Below are 19,562 nucleotides of genomic sequence, written 5' to 3'. Positions count from 1 at the left end.
ATCAAAAATTCCTTTTAGGTTACAAAACCTAAAAGGAATATTTTTCTATGTTATAACAATACTATTTATTATTTTGCATATTCAATTGCACGAGTCTCTCTAATGACATTTACTTTAATCTGACCAGGATACTCTAGCTCTTCTTCAATTCTCTTTACTATGTTCCTTGCCATTTCAATAGCACCTGCATCATCAATATTTTCTGGTTTAACCATTATTCTAAGTTCTCTTCCCGCTTGAATGGCATATGACTTTTCTACACCTTCACATGTATTTGCTATTTCTTCAAGTTTTTCTAGACGCTTAATATAAGCTTCCAGTGTTTCTCTTCTAGCACCAGGCCTTGCAGCAGAAATAGCATCCGCTGCTTGAACGAGTACAGCTTCTAAGGATTGAAATTCTACATCTCCATGATGAGCTGCAATAGCATTTACAATTATTGGTGATTCTCTGTATTTTTTAGCAACCTCTGAACCTATAACGGCATGAGGACCTTCAACTTCATGATCCACTGCTTTACCTATATCATGAAGCAATCCTGCTCTTTTAGCTATAGTTGGATCTATGCCAATTTCTGATGCCATAAGTCCAGCTAAATAGGCAACTTCCACAGAATGTTTTAAAACATTTTGACCATAGCTGGTTCTATACTTCAATCTTCCTAACAATTTTACTAATTCCATATGAAGGCCGTGCACGCCAGTTTCAAAAGTGGCCTGTTCTCCTTCTTCTTTAACATTATTTTCAACTTCTTTTTCAGCTTTTTGAACCATTTCTTCGATTCTTGCTGGGTGTATTCTTCCATCAATTATAAGTTTCTCCAGTGCTATTCTTGCAACCTCTCTCCTTATAGGATCAAAGCCCGACAATATTACAGCTTCAGGTGTATCATCTATTATTAGATCCACACCAGTTAATGTTTCAAGAGTCCTTATATTTCTACCCTCTCTACCTATTATTCTGCCTTTCATTTCGTCATTAGGTAAAGGTACAACATGTACTGTAGTTTCTGCTACATGATCAGCAGCACACCTCTGGATAGCACAAGTTATAATTTCTCTTGCTTTTTTATCAGCTTCTTCTTTAGCCTTTGTTTCAATTTCTTTAATCATCATCGCAGATTCATGTTTTATTTCCTTATTAACTTGTTCTAGTAAAATATTCTTAGCCTCTTCAGAACTTAGTCCTGATAACTTTTCTAATTTTTCTCTTTGTTTCTTATATAATTCCTCTACACTTATCTGTAATTTATCTATGTCCTGCTGCTTTTTATCTAGGCCACTATCTCTCTTTTCAAGAGCATCACTTTTCTTATCTAATAACTCTTCTCTCTGGATTAACCTTCTTTCAAGTCTTTGATTTTCATTTCTTCTATCTCTAGACTCTTTATCAAAATCATTTCTTAATTTATGAATTTCCTCTTTAGCTTCTAGTATAGCCTCTTTTTTTTGGGTTTCAGCTTGTTTTTTTGCCTCTTCCTTTAATCTATTAGACTCTTCTAAAGCCTGTGATTTTATAACAACTGCCTTCTTTTTGATCATATTGAATTGAACTATCAAGGCAGCTGCTACTAGTATACCAGCAATAACCTCATATATTATTATGGAATTCACATGAACACCTCCTTTGCTCTTATTATGTAAATCTATAATTCAGTTAAATATGCAAGCATAGAAAAGGTGCCATATTTATTCAATTGGTAATTCCTAAATACATGATAAACCAGAATTTGTCTTAATTTTATATTATATTTTAATTATTGTCAAGTTATATGCATTTTATTCTCTCAAACAAAATTTGGTACTTATTTTTCATTATAAAAGGGAGTAATTTACTCCCCTTTATAAACTATTTATCAGAATGTTTTAAATTATCTTTTTTATCAATTTTACTATCAACATTATTTTTATCTTTATCTTCAAGAGAATTCTTTTTTAAAGAAGGTAATTTATATTTTTCCCTTATCTTGCTTTCTATCTCAACTAATATATCATTATTTTCTTTCAAAAATTGTTTTGCATTTTCCCTGCCTTGTCCAAGCCGTGTTTCTTTATAAGAAAACCACGCACCACTTTTCTGTACCAGTTCTTCTCTAACACCTACATCCAACACATTTCCTTCTCTTGAAATACCTTGATTGTACATTATGTCAAACTCTGCCTGTTTAAAAGGTGGAGCTACTTTGTTTTTAATAACTTTTACTCTTGTTCTATTACCTACTATGGTATCTCCTTGCTTTATAGAATCTATTCTTCTTACATCCATTCTAACTGAAGAATAAAACTTTAAAGCTCTTCCACCAGGCGTAACCTCAGGATTGCCGAACATAACTCCTACTTTTTCTCTTAATTGATTTATAAATACTGTTACACACTTTGATTTATTTATAGAAGATGTAAGTTTTCTAAGGGCTTGAGACATAAGCCTAGCTTGAAGTCCTACATGTGAGTCTCCCATTTCTCCCTCTATTTCAGCTTTCGGCACAAGTGCTGCTACTGAATCCACTACCAAAACATCTATGGCATTAGATCTTACAAGTGCTTCTGTTATCTCCATAGCCTGTTCTCCAGTATCTGGTTGGGATACAATAAGATTATTTATATCTACTCCTAAATTTTGAGCATAAGAAGGATCTAGTGCATGCTCTGCATCTATAAAAGCTGCAGCCCCTCCATTTTTCTGAGCTTCCGCAATTATATGAAGTGCCACCGTAGTCTTACCTGAAGATTCAGGACCAAATATTTCTATTACCCTTCCTCTTGGAACACCACCTATACCTAATGCTATATCTAAGTCAAGGCAGCCTGTTGAAATGGCATCCACATTTAATACACTGTGTTCTCCTAGTTTCATTATGGCACCTTTTCCAAATTGTTTTTCTATCTGTCCCATAGCTGATTCTATAGCCTGTAATTTCTCATTACTTAAATTTGCCAAGAAGTTCACTTCCTCTCTAATACGAACGCATGTTCTGTATAAATTATATACTATCTACACTATACAGTCAACAGTTTTTTTCATAATTCTGTATTTAGCTTTAATTATGAACACTTAAAAACATTTTAATCAACTATACTTATAATTATCTGTCTGTCCTTATAACTTCTTTATTTTTCAGAAAATAATCTATACCTGAAATTAAAGTCATTATTATAGCTATACCCATAGCAACATCTGTAACTAAATTTAAAACTTTGTGAGGACGGTTCAAAAATCCCCTAAGTAAACTTAAGGATACATGATTATAAGTTAAATTTAAAAGAGCAAGAATTATAGCAATTATTTGTGTTGCAGTTTTAGCTTTTCCCCAAGGACTTGCAGCTATTACCATTCCTTCTGCTGCTGCAATTGTCCTAAGCCCTGTAACTGCAAATTCTCTAGCTACTATTATCACTGCAACCCAAGATGGTATTATATGGTACTCTACAAGACATATAAGTGCAGTAGTAACCAAAAGTTTATCTGCTAGGGGATCCATAAATTTTCCAAAATTTGTTATTTGATTTCTGCTTCTAGCTATATACCCATCTAATTTATCTGTAATAGATGCTAATATAAAAATAGCTATTGCAATAAGCTTACCATAGGGCATCCCCTTTACCGTTATAAATATTAAAAAAAACGGAATCAATATCATTCTAAGCATTGTAAGTTTGTTTGCTAGATTCATTTCATACAACTCCTACTAAATCATATTCAAGGCTATGAGTAATTTTTACGTTAACCATAGTACCTATTTTTAAAGTTTTTTTACACTTTATATATATAACTCCGTCTATATCTGGAGCCATTTCATAACTTCTTCCGTACCACAGTTCTCCCTTTTTTCCCTCCACAATTACTTTGTAAGTGCTGCCAATTTTACTTTTATTTATGGAAGTCATTACCTGCTTTTGAAGTACCATAAGTTCTCCTTCCCTTGCAGACTTAATCTCCTCGGGAACCTGATTTTTCATTTCTGCAGCTGCAGTTCCTTCCTCTCTGGAATACTTAAATACACCTAAGTTATCAAATTTCATAGTACTTACAAAGTCCTTTAGTTCTTCAAAATTTTCTTCTGTCTCTCCAGGAAAGCCAACTATTATTGTAGTCCTAATTGCAATACCTTTTGCTCTAGCTCTAAGCTTATCTATATTTTCTATTATGTCTAATTTTCTTCCTCTTCTTCCCATAAGCTTCAGTATGGAATCACTTATGTGCTGAATAGGTATATCTATATACTTACATACTTTATCATTCATTGAAATTTCATTTATGATTTCATCTGTTAACTCTTCAGGATAGCAATACAAAAGCCTTATCCACTCTATTTCATTAATTTTAGATATTTTTTGAATGAGTTCAGGAAGCATTTTTTTACCATATATGTCTATTCCATATCTTGTAGTATCCTGTGCAATAAGTATTATCTCCTTAACACCTTGATTAGCTAAATCATTACATTCATTTATTATGTTTTCAATGGTTCTACTTCTATACTTTCCCCTAATTTTAGGAATTATACAGTAGGTACAGTGATTGTCACATCCCTCTGCAATTCTCAAATAAGCAGTATATGTTGAAGTAGTAAGTATTCTTTTTCCTTCATTTATATTAGAATCACTGTAATCACAATTATAAATCCTACTGTTGTCAGTTTCAATACATTTCCTTATAGTTTCATTTAACTTATCATAATCATTTACTCCAAGCATTATATCTATTTCTGGCAATAACTCCATAAGTTCCTTACCATACCTCTGAGCCAGGCATCCTGTTACTACAATTAATTTGCAATTAAATTTTTCTTTATACTGTGACATTTCAAGTATTGTATCTATGGATTCCTGTTTAGCTGATTCTATAAATCCACATGTATTTATAATTATTACATCCGCTAATTTAGGATCATGAACTAAACTGTATTCTTGATTTAAATTACTTAACATTACTTCAGAATCCAATCTATTTTTGTCACAGCCTAAACTTATTAGTCCAACTCTTAGTTTATCCACCAAACTTCCTCCTACTTAGTTATTTTTAATCTTACGTAAAATACTACCATTGCATTAATTTACGTATTTTCATAATGATTTCTGTCAATTAAAATTTGTCTTGGCTTTGTTCCATCCTTTTTTGATATTATTTCCCTGTCTTCCATTTCTTCTATTATTCTAGCCGCTCTATTATATCCTATTCTAAGCCTTCTTTGAAGTAAAGATGTAGATGCTTGTCCTGCATCTACTACAACTCTAATTGCCTCATCTAAAAGTTCATCACTATCACTACTAGTTTTCACTACATTTGTATCTATTTGCTCAATTATTTTATCTTCATAATTAGGTCCACCTTGTTCATCTTTTATATAATTTACTACCCTTTCAACTTCACCTTCGGATATAAAGGCTCCCTGTATTCTTATAGGTTTTGCTTCACCTACAGGATAAAATAACATATCTCCTTTTCCAAGTAATTTCTCAGCTCCAGCACTATCCAGTATAGTTCTAGAATCAATTTGACTGGATACTGCAAAAGATATTCTTGAAGGTATATTTGCTTTAATTACTCCAGTAATTACATCTACAGAAGGTCTCTGAGTAGCTATAACCAAATGCATTCCAGCTGCCCTTGCCATTTGAGCGAGACGTCCTATATAATCTTCAATTTCATTTGGACATACCATCATCAAATCAGAAAGTTCATCAATTATTATGACTACAAAAGGGAGCTTACTATCTGTTTTTCCTTCTTGAAACAATTGATTATATCCCTCTATATTTCTTACATTATTTTCTGCAAATAGCTTATATCTCCTTGTCATTTCTTGTACAGCCCAATTTAACGCACCTGATGCCTTTTTAGGGTCTACAACTACGGGTATAAGAAGATGTGGGATGCCATTATATACATTTAATTCTACCACTTTAGGATCTACCATCAAAAGTTTAACATCATCAGGAGAATACTTATAAATCAAGCTTATTATGAGAGTATTTATACACACACTTTTACCAGACCCCGTTGCACCTGCAATAAGCATATGTGGCATTTTAGTAAGATCTGATACTATACAATTTCCTCCTATGTCTTTTCCAAGACAGTAAGCCAATTTACACTTTGAATTTATAAATTCCTCCGATTCTACAACTTCCCTTAAATAAACTGGTGTCAAATCTTTATTTGGTACTTCTATACCTATGGCAGATTTTCCTGGTATGGGAGCTTCTATTCTCACTCCTGAAGCTGCAAGTCCAAGGGCTATGTCATCCGATAAATTTACAATTTTACTTACCTTGACTCCAGGACTTGGCTGAAGTTCAAATCTAGTTACAGATGGTCCCTTGCTTACTTGCAGCACTTTTGCATCTACCCCAAAATTTGCAAGAGTTTCTTCCAGCTTATTGGCACTACTTATTAATTCTTTTTTATCATGCTTGTTTAACTTTGATTGTATATTCTGCTTTAATAAATCCACGGGCGGAAAATTATATACTGAAACTAAGTTTTTTTCACTCTCTGTCATATTTTTTTCAAGTTCTTCATTTATTAATTCACAATTTTTTTTGTAAGTATCATTTTCAAGTTCAGCAGGATACGTTAAATTTTCACTGTTTTCCTTAGGCTTTTCTGATCTATAATTATCTTTTATATCTGATGACTTCATAAAATCTAATATCTTTATTCTATTGTTTATATTTTTAATGAAGTCATCTTTGTTTGCTTCTTCATTTTCAATTTTACCCTGATTTAAAATTTTGTCTTCAATCTTAGTATCCTTATTTGTACCTTTTTCAAAGAAAAAATTCTTTATATTATGTAATATATCATATATAGTAACCTTACTCATTATTATAAAAGATATTATGTAAATTGATATAAATATAACATAGCAGCCTGTTTTTCCAAACAATTTAAAAAGTGGAACATCTATTAGGAAACTTATTATTCCTCCATGAAATACAGTATTTGATTCATACAATCGTTGTATGCCTGAAATCAAGCTATCTTCTACATAATAGTCAGACATAACTATTAGTTGTATAAATAACAGTGTATTTATAATAAATAGTAAAATTCCATAAAATTTTTTGTTGAAATTTATCTTATTTTTCTTCACTATACAGCAGCATCCTATAAATATTATAAGGAATGGTAATATATAAGATCCTATTCCGAATACTGCTATTAAAATTTTTTTTATAAATCTACCAATGATACCAGAGGAAGACGGTGAAAATACACTTATTATCATAAGCACGCCTACTGTAAATAGCACTATTCCCTTTATTTCTTTGTCAAGTACATGAGTTTCTTTTTTTCTGCTTTTAGCCATATCTATATCGCCTCCAGTAAATTACAGACACACTTTAATTTAAAAATAGATATTTCTAAATTAAATATTCTACATAGCTTTCCTTTTTCCTTTAATGTTTTTAATAGATAAGACTTTACATATTTATATTAAAACATAAATTACCATAGGATAAATCCTATGGCTAATTTAATAAAAGTAAATTTATTTTGCCATCATTTCATTTAGTTTGTTAATAGCCTGACTTATTCCACCCACTTCATCAATTAAGCCTTGCTCCACTGCCTGTTTTCCAATCAATATAGTACCCATATCATTTAGAAGCTCATCTGTCTGAAGCATCAACTCAGTTAACTTTTCTCCTGTTATTTTAGATGTTCGAACTATAAATTCATTTATTCTCTCCTGCATTTTATTAAAATATTCAAAAGTCTGAGGTACTCCAATAACCATACCACTCATCCTTATTGGATGTATAATCATGGTTGCACTAGGAGATATAAAGGAATAATCAGAGGCTGTAGCAAGTGGCACCCCTATAGAATGTCCTCCTCCTATAACAAGAGATACCGTAGGTTTACTTAAGCTTCTTATCATCTCTGCTATAGCAAGGCCTGCTTCTACATCTCCTCCTACAGTATTTAAAACTACAAGCAATCCTTCTACTCTTTTATCATTTTCAATTGCTATTAAATTTGGTATCACATGTTCATATTTAGTAGTTTTAGTTTCAGATGAAAGATTTACATGACCTTCTATTTGACCTATTATTGGAAGTATCTGAATATTATCTCTTCCTTCAGCTACATTTACAGACCCTAGTTCTTTAATATTTTCCAATTTTCTATTCTTAGTTTCATCTTCTGGCATTTTAATCTCCTCCTTGAACAAGTTTAGCTTATGCATTTTAGGAGATTCATATACCTTTCTGAATGAAGCTCATAAATTGATCTTTTATATTAAAATCATATTTATTTTAATGAACTCTTTTTAAAGATTTTTCTTCTACATCTATTATAATAGTCTTAGCCCCTATTTTTTTTACGTATTCCCAAGGAACTTCTATAAATTCACTTTTACCAAAAATTGAAAATTTTGATTTGTTTTCACTTAAAATAAGTATTTTTAAGTTTCCAGAAGAATCCACTATTATATCATTATTCCCCAGACAATTGTATTTATTTCCGTCATTTACATTTATAATCTCATATCTTTCCATTTCACTATAAAACTTTATATTTTCATCCATATTATATCCCCCTATCAATTGTATATTAAATACTATGAGGGATATTTTCTCTTTATTACCAACTAATTTTTTAATAATTAAACGCTTTACAATAAAGTGTCTTCCGATTTTGGAAATAAGTCTGTATCTTTCTCTAATAAATTTTCCATAAGACGTATATCTACTTTTTCTCCTACAAAAGCAGAATTTACTATTCCCTTACAAAAAGTATTTTTCATAACCCTTTTAATAGTGTCTTGATCTATTTTATTTATTTTATCTATTATATCTGAGGGAGTACTCAACTTATTTAAAAGCAAGACTGATTTTCCATTATTAAACATTTTGCTACTCATACTTTCAAGCCCTAGTACGTAATTTCCTTTTAATTGTTCCTTTGCTTTTCTCAATCTGTTAGAGTCTATGCCTTCTTTTACAAATTTTTGGAGTTCGTCTTTTATCCTGCATATTACATCATAAGAATATTTTACATTTAATCCAGTATAAATATTAACTACTCCTATGTTATTAAAGGAAGCTGGATAAGAATAAATTGAATAACAAATTCCCATTTCCTCTCTTATTTTTTGAAATAGTATGGAAGAAGTCCCTCCTCCATACACATTATTTAAAAGCAAAAGTGCATAAATATCATCATTACCGCTTTCAACTCCAGGTACACCAAGACTTATGTGTAGCTGTTCTATACTTTTTCTTTTAAAAAGATGATTTTTTAAAAATTGGGGGCTAGAATAATTAATTAAACTCTTTCCATTGGAATTCCATTTCCCAAAATACTTTTCCATCAGTTTTTCAACTGTATTCATGTCAATTTTGCCTGCTATGGACACTACAGAATTTTCAGGTGTATAATGAGATCTTATATATTCTAGCAGCTCTTCTCTTGTAAAAGATTTTACAGTATCAGCATTTCCGAGTATTGGTAATGATATCGAATCATCTCCCCACATAGCTTTGCTATGTAGGTCCGACAGTACATCTTCTGGAGAATCATCATTCATGTTTATCTCTTCAATTATAACTCCTTTTTCCTTTTCTATATCTTCATTGGAAAATTTGCTGTTAAATAACATATCTGATATAACATCTATTGCCAGTTCGAAATGTGAATCCAATGCTTTTACATAAAAGCATGTAGCTTCCTTACCCGTAAAAGCGTTTATCTGTCCTCCTACATCTTCTATGCATTCAGCTATCTCAAGAGATGTTCTATTTGATGTTCCTTTAAAAAACATATGTTCTATAAAGTGGGAGATGCCATTATTTTTTTCTTTTTCATTTCTAGATCCATTTTTCACCCATAGACCTACACTTATAGAATTTACATAATCTATATTCTCTACAATTACTTTAAGTCCATTATCCAATTGAAACAGATTATACATTGGCTTTTACTGCCCTATAGTGATATTAACCCTACACACTATACTGCAAGAGTTTTTCACCCCTTTCATCTTTAAAAAATAAAAAGGCATATAAGCCCTTCTATTTATTACTTATTTTGCTTTAAGTTGCCTTCTTTGGAATTATTTTCTTTAGTGCTATTTTCCTCAGAATCTTTTATTGCATCTTTTCTGGAGAGATTTATTCTACCCTGATTATCTATATCTGTTACCTTTACTAATATCTTATCTCCTACTGAAACTATATCTTCTACCTTATTAACTCTTGTAAAGTCTAACTTTGATATGTGTACTAATCCTTCTTTTCCTGGAAGTATTTCTACAAAGGCACCAAAATTAGTTGTTTTAGTAACTTTACCTAAGTATATTTCTCCTGCTTTTACTTCTCTAGTAAGATCCTCTATAATCTTTAATGCTTTCTTAGCACTACTACTGTCCTCTGACATTACAAATATTTTTCCATCTTCCTTTATGTCTATCTTTACACCAGTTTCTGCTATTATCTTATTGATAACTTTTCCGCCAGCTCCTATTACATCTCTTATTTTATCTGGAGGTATGGACATTGTATATGTCTTTGGGGCATACTCTGATAATTCTTCTCTAGCTTCTGGAATACACTTGTGAATTTTATCCAATATAAATAACCTAGCTGTCCTTGCTCTATTAAGAGTTTCTCTTATACAGTTTTCAGATAATCCATGAATCTTTGTATCAAATTGAATGGCAGTAATACCTTTTTCTGTTCCACCAACTTTAAAATCCATGTCTCCAAAGAAATCCTCAATTCCTTGTATGTCAGTAACTATTTCTTCCTTAGACAAATCTTCACTAGTTATAAGTCCCATGGCTATTCCAGCTGCTGGTCTCTTTATAGGAACTCCTGCATCTAAAAGTGCTAGTGTACTTCCACATATACTTGCCTGGGAAGTAGATCCATTAGAACTCAATACCTCTGATACAAGTCTTATAGTATATGGGAATTGATCCTCACTTGGTATAAGTGGTTCTAAAGCTTTCTCAGCTAACGCACCGTGTCCTATTTCTCTTCTTCCAGGTCCTCTTAAAGGTCTAGTCTCGCCTGTACTGTACGATGGGAAATTATAATGATGTATATATCTCTTTGATTCTTCAGAACCTACTCCATCAAGTATTTGTACATCACCTAAAGAACCAAGGGTGGCAACAGTCATTACCTGGGTCAATCCTCTTGTAAACAATCCAGTTCCATGAGTTCTTGGAAGAATACCAACCTCACAACTTATTGGCCTTATTTCATCAAAAGCCCTTCCATCAACTCTCCTGTGTTCGTTTAACATCATATTTCTTACTATTTCTTTCTTAATCTTATATACTACCTCTGCTATATCTGGTCCATTATCTGGATACTTCTCTGAAAATTGCTCATTTAATTCTTTATCCACATCTTCTAAAGCTGCATTTCTCTCGTTTCTATCCATTATGTACATGGCATCTTTTATTTTTTGAAATGCAAATTTTCTAACTTCTTCTTCTATGGATTCCTCTACTTTATAGAGTTCTGGTTCTTCCTTTTGCTTTCCATATTTATTCATAGTTTCTTTTTGAAATGCAACTATCTTCTTGCATTCTTCAAATCCAAACATTATAGCATCATACATGGTATCCTCTGGTATTTCATCTCCACCAGCCTCTACCATCATAACTCTTTCATCCGTAGCACATACTGTGAGATTTAAACTGCTTTTACTTCTTTCCTCTAAGCCAGGATTTATTACGAACTTACCATCTACAAGTCCTACAGATACTGCTCCTACTGGAGTAGTAAAAGGAATGCTTGACATACAAAGAGCCAGTGATGCTCCATTTATAGCTAATATATCTGGCGCATTATCTTGATCTACAGATACTACCGTACAAACAACTTGAACATCATTTCTGTATCCTTTCGGAAACAGTGGTCTAAGAGGTCTATCTATTGCCCTGGCATGTAATATAGCCTTTTCAGAAGGCTTTCCTTCCCTCTTTATAAAACCTCCAGGTATTTTTCCAACAGAATACAACCTTTCCTCATATTCTATGCTTAAAGGAAAAAAGTCCACTCCTTCTCTAGGTTTATCTGAAGCATTAGCATTGATTAAAACTACCGTATCGCCATAACTTATAAAAAAAGCACAATTAGAAAGTTTTCCTATTTTACCATAATCAACTTTCAAAGTTCTTCCAGCAACAGTAGTTTGAATTATTTCACTCATAAAAAACATACCTCCTCTCAATAGGTTACAATTTTGTTAAAATAATAGAGCGGTTACAGCCGCTCTAAAGATTATTTCCTTAAATTCAACGCTTTAATAATAGCACGGTATCTTTCAATATCTTGCTTAATTAAATAGTTAAGAAGACCTCTTCTCTTACCAACCATCATTAAAAGACCTCTTCTTGAGTGATGATCTTTCTTATGGATCTTTAAATGATCATTTAAATGATTAATTCTCTCAGTAAGTAATGCTATCTGAACTTCTGGTGAGCCTGTGTCTCCTTCATGTCTTGCATATTTCTTCATTATTTCTTCTTTTAATGCCTTTTCCATTTTGTTACACCTCCAATTGTTAATCCCCTATATTCCAAGAATGTCGTCGGCAATTCGGAATTCTTAGCATACGGATCACGATTGTAATTATAGCAAATAAAGTCGTTATTGTAAATTAATTTTTTAAATTAATTTCTATTCTTTTCTTACTTGCATACATCTTATCTTTTTTTAACTGATCTGCCAGTTCTGTTAAACTGCCAAATTTTGATTCATCCCTAATTCTCTCAATAAAATATATCTTTATATTCTTATCATACATGTTTTCATTAAAATTAAGTATATGTGTTTCAATGCTCAGCTTATTGTCACATGTAGTCGGATTATAACCTACATTTGTTATACCTTTAAACAAATCATTATTGCATTCAACTATAGTGTAATATACACCACCTTTAGGTATAACAAACCTCTTATCATAGTCAAGGTTTACAGTTGGAAATCCCAATTTTCTTCCTAGTTGTTTACCGTGTATTACCTCGCCCTGCAGCATAAAAGGTCTTGTCAAAAGTTTATTCGCTTTTTTTATATCCCCTTCATCGGATATAATAGTTCTTATTATCGAACTACTAACTACCTGTCCTTTATATTTTACTGAATCTATAACATTCAAAGAAAACTTATGTATCTTACTCATTTTTTTGAGCAAACTTACATCCCCCAAGTTCTTATACCCAAATCTATAGTTAAAACCAACTATGAGTCCTTTAGCTCTATAATTGTTTAAAAGATGAATAACAAAATCCTCAGGACATATTTTCATAAATTCTTCATTAAAGTTAGCCATATTTATTATGTCTAAACCAGCATCTTTCAATACACTTATTTTCAATTCATTATTCATTAAAATTTTAGGAGATACCTCAGGGTTTATTATAGAAAGTGGATGATTTTTAAAGGTAAACACCATGCTGTTTGCCTTGTTATTTCTTGCAAGTTTAACAGTTTTATTTATAAGGTTTATATGTCCTAAATGAAGTCCGTCAAAGCTTCCTAAAGCAATATATGTACTTTTCGTAAAATGTTTTTTAAAATTATCTTCCATTATTATCATAACTAGTTACCTCTAACGAATAATTTTACCATCTTAAATCCAAAAGTTCCCCTACTTCCAATACCTATAAATTTATTTTCATGTATATATACCCTATAGATTTTACCTTCTTGAATTTTATCTATAAACTCTTTGTCTTTTATTGTGATACCATTTAAAACGTGTTTTAAATATTTATCCTGAACTATAACCTTAGGATATTCCTCTAGTGCTTTATCTACTGGAATAATGTATTTTGATATGATATCTTTCTGCAGGTCCTCTAGTAAAATAGAATTTGAAATATTAAAATTTCCCGTAGCCATTCTCTTTAGGTTCCACATTATGCCACCACAATTTAATTTTTCGCCAATATCATGGCATAAACTTCTTATATAAGTTCCTTTAGAACACTTAACTTGAAACACTACATAAGGTAATTCTATATTAATAATTTCTATAGAATATATGTTGATTTTTCTTTTATTTCTCTCTATTTCTATACCTTGTCTTGCTAAATCATAAAGCTTTTTTCCATTAATCTTAATTGCTGAATACATAGGTGGAAGTTGTTCTATTTCCCCCTGAAAACTTAAAATTGTATCTCTTACACTTTTTTCATCAAGCTTAACTTCTGAAGTACCTACTATAGTTCCTTCCCTATCATAGGTATCCGTATTAACTCCAAGCTTCAACTCAGCTAGATAAATTTTGTGGCTTTTCATTATATAATCTGCAAATTTTGTGGCACCACCTATACAAATAGGAAGTACTCCTGATGCAATAGGGTCAAGAGTACCTGTGTGGCCAACTTTTTTATTACCTGATATTGATCTAATTTTCTTAACTACATCAAAGGAAGTCATTCCAACAGGTTTATTTATGTTTAAAATTCCATCAATCATATCAGTTCTTTCTCAACCTCTTTTAATATCATATCTTTTACTTCATCTATAGATTTATCACTAACTGCAAGACCACTTGCTCTTACATGTCCTCCGCCATTGAATTTTTCTGCTATCTTTCTTACATCTACCTTTGATTTAGACCTCAAACTTACTTTTATCTTATCTTCTACTTCCTTTAACAAAATTCCAACTTCTACAGTATTCACCTTCATGCCTATATTTACAATATCTGAAGTGTCTGTATCTCTTTCTATGCCAACCCCAGATAGCATATCTTTAGTGATACTTATTACACAGATACTGTCTCCTATAAGCTCCATACTCTCAATTGCTTTTCCATAAAGTTTTATTCTATTAAACTTCTTGTTTTCGAAAATTATCCTGTGAATTTCACTAAAATCAATACCTGTATTTATCAAATCTCCTGCTATAGTATGGGTTACACAAGTAGTTGAGGGATATCTAAAGGATCCGCTGTCTGTTATTATTGAAGTGTAAAGACACTGAGCTATATTTTTATCCAGTTCAACATCCATAAGTTTTAATAACTGATATACTATTTCAGATACAGCAGCCGCATTAGTATCCACATAATTTAAATTTCCATATAACTCATTTGTTAGATGGTGGTCTATATTTATTACAGTATAGCTTCCTTGCTCAAATTTCAAATCTGCATTTATTCTTTTTACATCTCCGCAATCAAGCACTATAACACATTCTACTTCAGGGTCCACCTCAAACTTTTTGCCATTTATATTTTCACTACAGGGTAAAAAGCTGAAACTCTCCGGAATTTTTTCCTTTGAGAGTATTTCAACTTCCTTTCCCAATTTTCTCATGCCTTGAAATAGGGCTAAAGAACTTCCTATAGAATCACCATCTGGAGAAGAATGAAAAGTAATTGCAATTTTATTACTTCTTCTTATCTCACTTATAATATCATTCATTATCATTTTTCTTATTCTCCTTTATCTCTTGGAGAATTTTATCTATATGCATGCCATATTCTATAGTATTGTCCTGTTCTATAATTATTTCTGGAGTATTTCTAAGTTTTACTCTATGCCCAACTTCTCTCCTTATAAAACCTGCTGAATTTTTAAGTGCCTCAAAAGTATCTTCCTTTGATTTGCCTTCACCATAAACGCTCACATATACTTTTGCATATTTTTGATCTTTTGTAACATCAACCTTAGTAACACTTACCATAGCAGTAACTCTAGGATCCTTGATATCACTTCTAATTATATTGCTTATTTCCTTTTTCATTTCTTCGTTTATTCTTCCACTTCTGTAGTTAGTCATAAACTACCACCTCACTATTTATAACTCTTTTTTCTTAATTTCCTCCATGGTATAGGCCTCAACTATGTCTCCATCTTTTATGTCATTGAACTTATCAATAGAAAGTCCGCATTCATATCCTTCTGCTACTTCCTTTACATCATCTTTAAATCTCTTTAGGGAAGCAAGCTCAGATTCAAATATAACTATACCATCTCTTATTATCCTTACCTGTGAGTTTCTAACTATCTTTCCTTCCTGTACATAACATCCTGCAATAGTTCCTACATTGGATATTTTATAAGTCTGCCTGATTTGAGCTTTTCCAAGCACAACTTCTTTATAATCAGGTTCAAGCATACCAACCATAGCAGCCTTTATATCTTCTATTGCATTATATATAACTCTATAAGTTTTTATATCAACTGATTCTTTTTCTGCTGCTGCCTGAGCATTGCTATCAGGTCTAACATTAAATCCTATTATTATGGCATTTGATGCAGATGCTAATGTGACGTCTGTTTCTGTTATAGCACCAACTGCTCCATGAAGTACCCTTACCTTAACTTCTTCATTTGATAATTTTTGAAGAGATTGTTTTAATGCTTCTATAGATCCCTGTACGTCTGCCTTAACTATTATGTTAAGTTCCTTTACTTTTCCCTCTTTTATTTGATTATAAAGATCTTCCAGAGAAACTTTATGAGCGGACTGTAGATATTCCTCTCTTACCTTTTGTTTTCTCTTTGCTGCTATATCCCTTGCAGTCTTTTCATCTTTAACTTGATGGAATCTATCTCCTGCTGCAGGCACTTCTGACAATCCAAGTATCTCTACTGGTATTGATGGTCCTGCAACTTTAATTTTCTTTCCCTTATCATCAAACATAGCTCTAATTCTACCATAAGTACTTCCAACTATTATAGAATCCCCAACATGAAGAGTTCCATTTTGAACAAGAAGCGTAGCAACTGCTCCTCTTCCTTTATCCAATTTTGCTTCTATTACTGTTCCCTTTGCATTTCTATGAGGATTTGCCTTAATTTCCTGCATTTCAGCAGTTAAAAGTACCATTTCAAGTAAACTATCAATACCTTCTTTAGTATGAGCAGACACTGGTACACATATAGTATCTCCACCCCAGTCCTCTGATATTAATCCATAATCTGACAGTTCCTGTTTAACTTTATCTACATTGGCTCCTGGTCTATCTATTTTATTTATAGCTACTACTATAGGTACATTTGCAGCTTTACAGTGATTTATTGCTTCTGCAGTTTGCGGCATTATTCCATCATCCGCAGCTACAACTAAAATAACTATATCTGTAATTTGGGCTCCTCTTGCTCTCATGGCAGTAAAAGCTTCATGTCCAGGAGTATCTAAGAAAGTTATCTTTTCTCCATTTATATTAACAGTATAAGCACCTATGTGCTGGGTTATACCTCCAGCTTCCGTCTCAGTTACCTTTGATTTCCTTATGGCATCTAAAAGAGAAGTCTTACCATGGTCAACGTGTCCCATAACAGTTATAACTGGCGGTCTTTTTTCTGAATTAGGATCATCATCCTCAGCATCTTCCTGTTCTACTTCTTGTTCTACCGCTTCCTTATTAATGTCTTCTTCTTTTCGAAGTACAGTTACATCAAACTTTTCTCCTAGTTTTTCAGCTGTATTAAAGTCTATTTCTTGATTTATAGCTGCCATTACTCCCATAAATATAAGTTGTTTAATAACTTCTGTAGATGGTTTACCTATTTTTTCAGAAAACTCTTTTACAGTTATAGTATCTTCCATTTCTATTTGAGCTCTTTCAGTTTCTTGTAACTCTCCGTCCTTTGATTCTTTCTTTCCTTGAGTGCTTTTACTCTTAGTATTATTTTTAACACTTATGGTTTTCTTTTTAACTTTTGGAGAATTCTCCTGCACTAAATTTTTGTATTTATCCTCTATGCTCTCTTCTCCATCTTCGCTGCTTTCATTTTCTTCTATAAACTCTTTAATTAGTTCTGCATCTTCCTCTTCTATTACACTCATATGGTTTTTCACTTTTACTCCAAACTCATCTAGAAGTATGGATATTAATGTTTTACTGGATATATTCAACTCTTTGGCTAATTCATATATTCTTATTTTTGACAAATTATACACCCCCGAAACTAAAGTTTCTCATTTTTCTTCAATAAATTCATTAGTGCCTTACCCATGTTTTTATCTGTAACCCCTACAACTTTTATTTCACTTGATCCAATTGCATTTCCAATTTCTTCTCCAGTATATATTGTCTTTACAACTGGTACTTTATATTTATTATTGTAGTTTAAAAATTTTTCCCATGTATTTTTAGAAACATCTTGAGACATTATCACAAAATGCACTCTATTCCTCCTGATTGCTTCTTCACATTTATTATATCCCTCTAAAAGTTTTCCTGCACGCTTTATTAATCCCATAAACTGAAGAAATTTATCTACCATTTTCTATCTGTTCCTTTAAACTTTGGTATAAGGTTTCGTCTATCTGAATTTCAAGATTTTTCTGGAGCCTTTTGTTCTTAAAAGCTTTCTCCAAACATTCCACATTTTTGCATACATAAGCTCCCCTACCATTTTTCTTTCCTGTAGGGTCTACAGAAACTTCTCCCTCTTTGCTCTTTACTATTCGTATGAGTTCTTTTTTTGGTTTCATTTCCATGCATCCTGTACACATTCTCTGTGGTACTTTTTTTTGCTTCATTCTAAACACCACCTTAATTAATTTTCTTCATCTTGCGTCTCAACCTGTGATTTGCTCTTTATGTCTATTTTCCATCCTGTAAGCTTTGCTGCCAATCTTACATTTTGACCTTCTTTACCTATAGCCAGAGATAACTGATTGTCATCTACTACAATTTGTGCAAATTTAATGTCTTCATTTAAATCCACATCCAATACCTTGGCAGGACTTAGTGAATTAGCTATATACTCTTCTGGAAGTTTGCTCCACTTTATTATATCTATCTTTTCATTTTTTAGCTCGTTTACTATATTTTGAACCCTTACTCCTTTAGGTCCTACACAAGCTCCCATAGGATCTACATTTTCATCGTTAGAGTGTACTGCAATTTTTGTTCTAGAACCAGCTTCCCTTGCTATGGACTTTATATCAACCGTTCCATCAAATATCTCAGGTACTTCTAGTTCAAACAATCTCTTTATAAGTCCAGGATGAGTCCTCGATATTACAATTTGAGCTCCCTTTGTAGTATTCTTTACTTCAATAATATATAATTTGAGTTTGTCATTGAAGTTATACTTTTCTCCCGGTATCTGCTCATTTGGTCCAAGTACTGCTTCTGTCTTTCCTAAATCTATAAGTACATTATTTTTATCTTTTCTTATGACTGTACCTGTTATTATATCGTCTTCCTTTTCCGCAAAATCACTGTATATAATTCTTCTTTCTTCTTCTTTTATCCTCTGTATAACTACTTGTTTTGCAGCCTGTGCAGCTACCCTTCCAAATTTTCTAGGTGTAACTTCTATGTTTGCTATATCACCTACCTCATAACTTGAATCCATGCTTTTAGCATCTTCTACACTTATCTCACCAAATTTATCACAAACTTCCTCTACTACATTTTTTTGTGAATACACATGAATTTCTCCATTTTCTCTATTCATAGTAACCTTAACATTTTGGCTACCTGCTCCATGCCCCATATAATTCTTTTTATACGCAGCTACTAATGCATCCTCTATGGTAGTAAATAGTAAATCCTCACTTATTCCCTTTTCCTTAACTATTTCTTTTAAGGCCTCTATAAACTCCTGATTCATTTTA

The 19,562-nt window shown here is 32.0% G+C and carries 18 protein-coding genes; all 18 read right to left on the bottom strand.

Translation table 11 applies throughout. From position 1 onward, the window contains the following. Positions 1 to 68: 68 nt before the first annotated feature. The 18 genes from rny to nusA all read right to left on the bottom strand — a co-directional run bounded on the left by rny (position 69) and on the right by nusA (position 19,558). Positions 69 to 1,613: a ribonuclease Y gene (rny, locus tag CLCOS_RS12995; RefSeq protein ID WP_013237994.1), complete on the bottom strand. Its 1,545-nt coding sequence runs from the start codon at positions 1,611 to 1,613 to the stop codon at positions 69 to 71. A 235-nt stretch (positions 1,614 to 1,848) separates the two neighbouring features. Continuing rightward, the gene (recA, locus tag CLCOS_RS12990) at positions 1,849 to 2,937 is read right to left on the bottom strand and encodes a recombinase RecA (RefSeq protein WP_013237993.1); all 1,089 of its coding nucleotides are present in this window, start codon (positions 2,935 to 2,937) and stop codon (positions 1,849 to 1,851) included. A 145-nt stretch (positions 2,938 to 3,082) separates the two neighbouring features. After that, positions 3,083 to 3,670: a CDP-diacylglycerol--glycerol-3-phosphate 3-phosphatidyltransferase gene (gene pgsA, locus CLCOS_RS12985; RefSeq protein ID WP_013237992.1), complete on the bottom strand. Its 588-nt coding sequence runs from the start codon at positions 3,668 to 3,670 to the stop codon at positions 3,083 to 3,085. Position 3,671: 1 nt separating this feature from the next. Continuing rightward, positions 3,672 to 4,994: a 30S ribosomal protein S12 methylthiotransferase RimO gene (gene rimO, locus CLCOS_RS12980; RefSeq protein ID WP_023163134.1), complete on the bottom strand. Its 1,323-nt coding sequence runs from the start codon at positions 4,992 to 4,994 to the stop codon at positions 3,672 to 3,674. Positions 4,995 to 5,053: 59 nt separating this feature from the next. Continuing rightward, positions 5,054 to 7,312, bottom strand: coding sequence for an FtsK/SpoIIIE family DNA translocase (locus CLCOS_RS12975; protein WP_063600204.1), 2,259 nt, complete (start codon positions 7,310 to 7,312; stop codon positions 5,054 to 5,056). Between the two features lie 183 nt (positions 7,313 to 7,495). Next, a complete protein-coding gene (locus tag CLCOS_RS12970; RefSeq protein WP_023163132.1) occupies positions 7,496 to 8,161 on the bottom strand; it encodes a ClpP family protease in 666 nt (221 codons plus the stop codon). 106 nt (positions 8,162 to 8,267) lie between these two features. Continuing rightward, the gene (locus CLCOS_RS12965) at positions 8,268 to 8,540 is read right to left on the bottom strand and encodes a YlmC/YmxH family sporulation protein (RefSeq protein ID WP_013237988.1); all 273 of its coding nucleotides are present in this window, start codon (positions 8,538 to 8,540) and stop codon (positions 8,268 to 8,270) included. A gap of 86 nt (positions 8,541 to 8,626) precedes the next feature. Next, entirely contained in the window at positions 8,627 to 9,925 is a 1,299-nt protein-coding gene (locus CLCOS_RS12960; RefSeq protein ID WP_063600203.1) for a M16 family metallopeptidase, read from the bottom strand. A gap of 107 nt (positions 9,926 to 10,032) precedes the next feature. Further along, the gene (locus CLCOS_RS12955) at positions 10,033 to 12,177 is read right to left on the bottom strand and encodes a polyribonucleotide nucleotidyltransferase (protein ID WP_063600202.1); all 2,145 of its coding nucleotides are present in this window, start codon (positions 12,175 to 12,177) and stop codon (positions 10,033 to 10,035) included. A gap of 71 nt (positions 12,178 to 12,248) precedes the next feature. Further along, entirely contained in the window at positions 12,249 to 12,512 is a 264-nt protein-coding gene (gene rpsO, locus CLCOS_RS12950; RefSeq protein ID WP_013237985.1) for a 30S ribosomal protein S15, read from the bottom strand. 115 nt (positions 12,513 to 12,627) lie between these two features. Beyond that, positions 12,628 to 13,566: a bifunctional riboflavin kinase/FAD synthetase gene (locus CLCOS_RS12945; protein ID WP_063600201.1), complete on the bottom strand. Its 939-nt coding sequence runs from the start codon at positions 13,564 to 13,566 to the stop codon at positions 12,628 to 12,630. 2 nt (positions 13,567 to 13,568) lie between these two features. Beyond that, positions 13,569 to 14,447: a tRNA pseudouridine(55) synthase TruB gene (gene truB, locus CLCOS_RS12940; RefSeq protein ID WP_029170050.1), complete on the bottom strand. Its 879-nt coding sequence runs from the start codon at positions 14,445 to 14,447 to the stop codon at positions 13,569 to 13,571. Beyond that, on the bottom strand, positions 14,447 to 15,409 hold the full coding sequence (locus CLCOS_RS12935; RefSeq protein ID WP_041705058.1) for a DHH family phosphoesterase: 963 nt from the start codon (positions 15,407 to 15,409) through the stop codon (positions 14,447 to 14,449). The genes truB and CLCOS_RS12935 overlap by 1 nt, the downstream gene beginning before the upstream one ends. Beyond that, a complete protein-coding gene (gene rbfA, locus CLCOS_RS12930) occupies positions 15,396 to 15,761 on the bottom strand; it encodes a 30S ribosome-binding factor RbfA (RefSeq protein ID WP_063600200.1) in 366 nt (121 codons plus the stop codon). Before rbfA ends, CLCOS_RS12935 begins: the two co-directional genes overlap by 14 nt. An 18-nt stretch (positions 15,762 to 15,779) precedes the next feature. After that, positions 15,780 to 17,882, bottom strand: a complete 2,103-nt coding sequence (gene infB, locus CLCOS_RS12925) for a translation initiation factor IF-2 (protein WP_023163128.1) — start codon at positions 17,880 to 17,882, stop codon at positions 15,780 to 15,782. Between the two features lie 17 nt (positions 17,883 to 17,899). Next, positions 17,900 to 18,217 carry a 50S ribosomal protein L7ae-like protein gene (locus tag CLCOS_RS12920; RefSeq protein ID WP_013237979.1) on the bottom strand — a complete coding sequence of 106 codons (318 nt, stop codon included), beginning with the start codon at positions 18,215 to 18,217 and terminating at the stop codon, positions 17,900 to 17,902. After that, complete coding sequence (gene rnpM / locus CLCOS_RS12915) at positions 18,207 to 18,476, bottom strand: RNase P modulator RnpM (protein WP_013237978.1); 270 nt, start codon at positions 18,474 to 18,476, stop codon at positions 18,207 to 18,209. Before rnpM ends, CLCOS_RS12920 begins: the two co-directional genes overlap by 11 nt. 17 nt (positions 18,477 to 18,493) lie before the next feature. Next, a complete protein-coding gene (gene nusA / locus CLCOS_RS12910) occupies positions 18,494 to 19,558 on the bottom strand; it encodes a transcription termination factor NusA (protein ID WP_063600199.1) in 1,065 nt (354 codons plus the stop codon). Between the last annotated feature and the right edge of the window lie 4 nt (positions 19,559 to 19,562).

Source organism: Clostridium coskatii, assembly GCF_001675205.1.
In the GTDB taxonomy this organism is placed as follows: Bacteria; Bacillota; Clostridia; order Clostridiales; family Clostridiaceae; genus Clostridium_B; species Clostridium_B ljungdahlii.
This window is presented reverse-complemented; position numbering and strand designations above follow the sequence as displayed.

Excerpts from the sequence above, each read along its gene's own strand:
- CLCOS_RS12955 (WP_063600202.1), bottom strand. The coding sequence starts at position 12,177 with ATGAGTGAAATAATTCAAACTACTGTTGCTGGAAGAACTTTGAAAGTT.
- CLCOS_RS12920 (WP_013237979.1), bottom strand. The coding sequence starts at position 18,217 with ATGGTAGATAAATTTCTTCAGTTTATGGGATTAATAAAGCGTGCAGGA.
- CLCOS_RS12945 (WP_063600201.1), bottom strand. The coding sequence starts at position 13,566 with ATGATAATAATGGAAGATAATTTTAAAAAACATTTTACGAAAAGTACA.
- CLCOS_RS12960 (WP_063600203.1), bottom strand. The coding sequence starts at position 9,925 with ATGTATAATCTGTTTCAATTGGATAATGGACTTAAAGTAATTGTAGAG.
- CLCOS_RS12935 (WP_041705058.1), bottom strand. The coding sequence starts at position 15,409 with ATGATAATGAATGATATTATAAGTGAGATAAGAAGAAGTAATAAAATT.
- CLCOS_RS12970 (WP_023163132.1), bottom strand. The coding sequence starts at position 8,161 with ATGCCAGAAGATGAAACTAAGAATAGAAAATTGGAAAATATTAAAGAA.
- rnpM (WP_013237978.1), bottom strand. The coding sequence starts at position 18,476 with ATGAAGCAAAAAAAAGTACCACAGAGAATGTGTACAGGATGCATGGAA.
- CLCOS_RS12975 (WP_063600204.1), bottom strand. The coding sequence starts at position 7,312 with ATGGCTAAAAGCAGAAAAAAAGAAACTCATGTACTTGACAAAGAAATA.
- rbfA (WP_063600200.1), bottom strand. The coding sequence starts at position 15,761 with ATGACTAACTACAGAAGTGGAAGAATAAACGAAGAAATGAAAAAGGAA.
- rpsO (WP_013237985.1), bottom strand. The coding sequence starts at position 12,512 with ATGGAAAAGGCATTAAAAGAAGAAATAATGAAGAAATATGCAAGACAT.
- pgsA (WP_013237992.1), bottom strand. The coding sequence starts at position 3,670 with ATGAATCTAGCAAACAAACTTACAATGCTTAGAATGATATTGATTCCG.
- CLCOS_RS12965 (WP_013237988.1), bottom strand. The coding sequence starts at position 8,540 with ATGGATGAAAATATAAAGTTTTATAGTGAAATGGAAAGATATGAGATT.
- nusA (WP_063600199.1), bottom strand. The coding sequence starts at position 19,558 with ATGAATCAGGAGTTTATAGAGGCCTTAAAAGAAATAGTTAAGGAAAAG.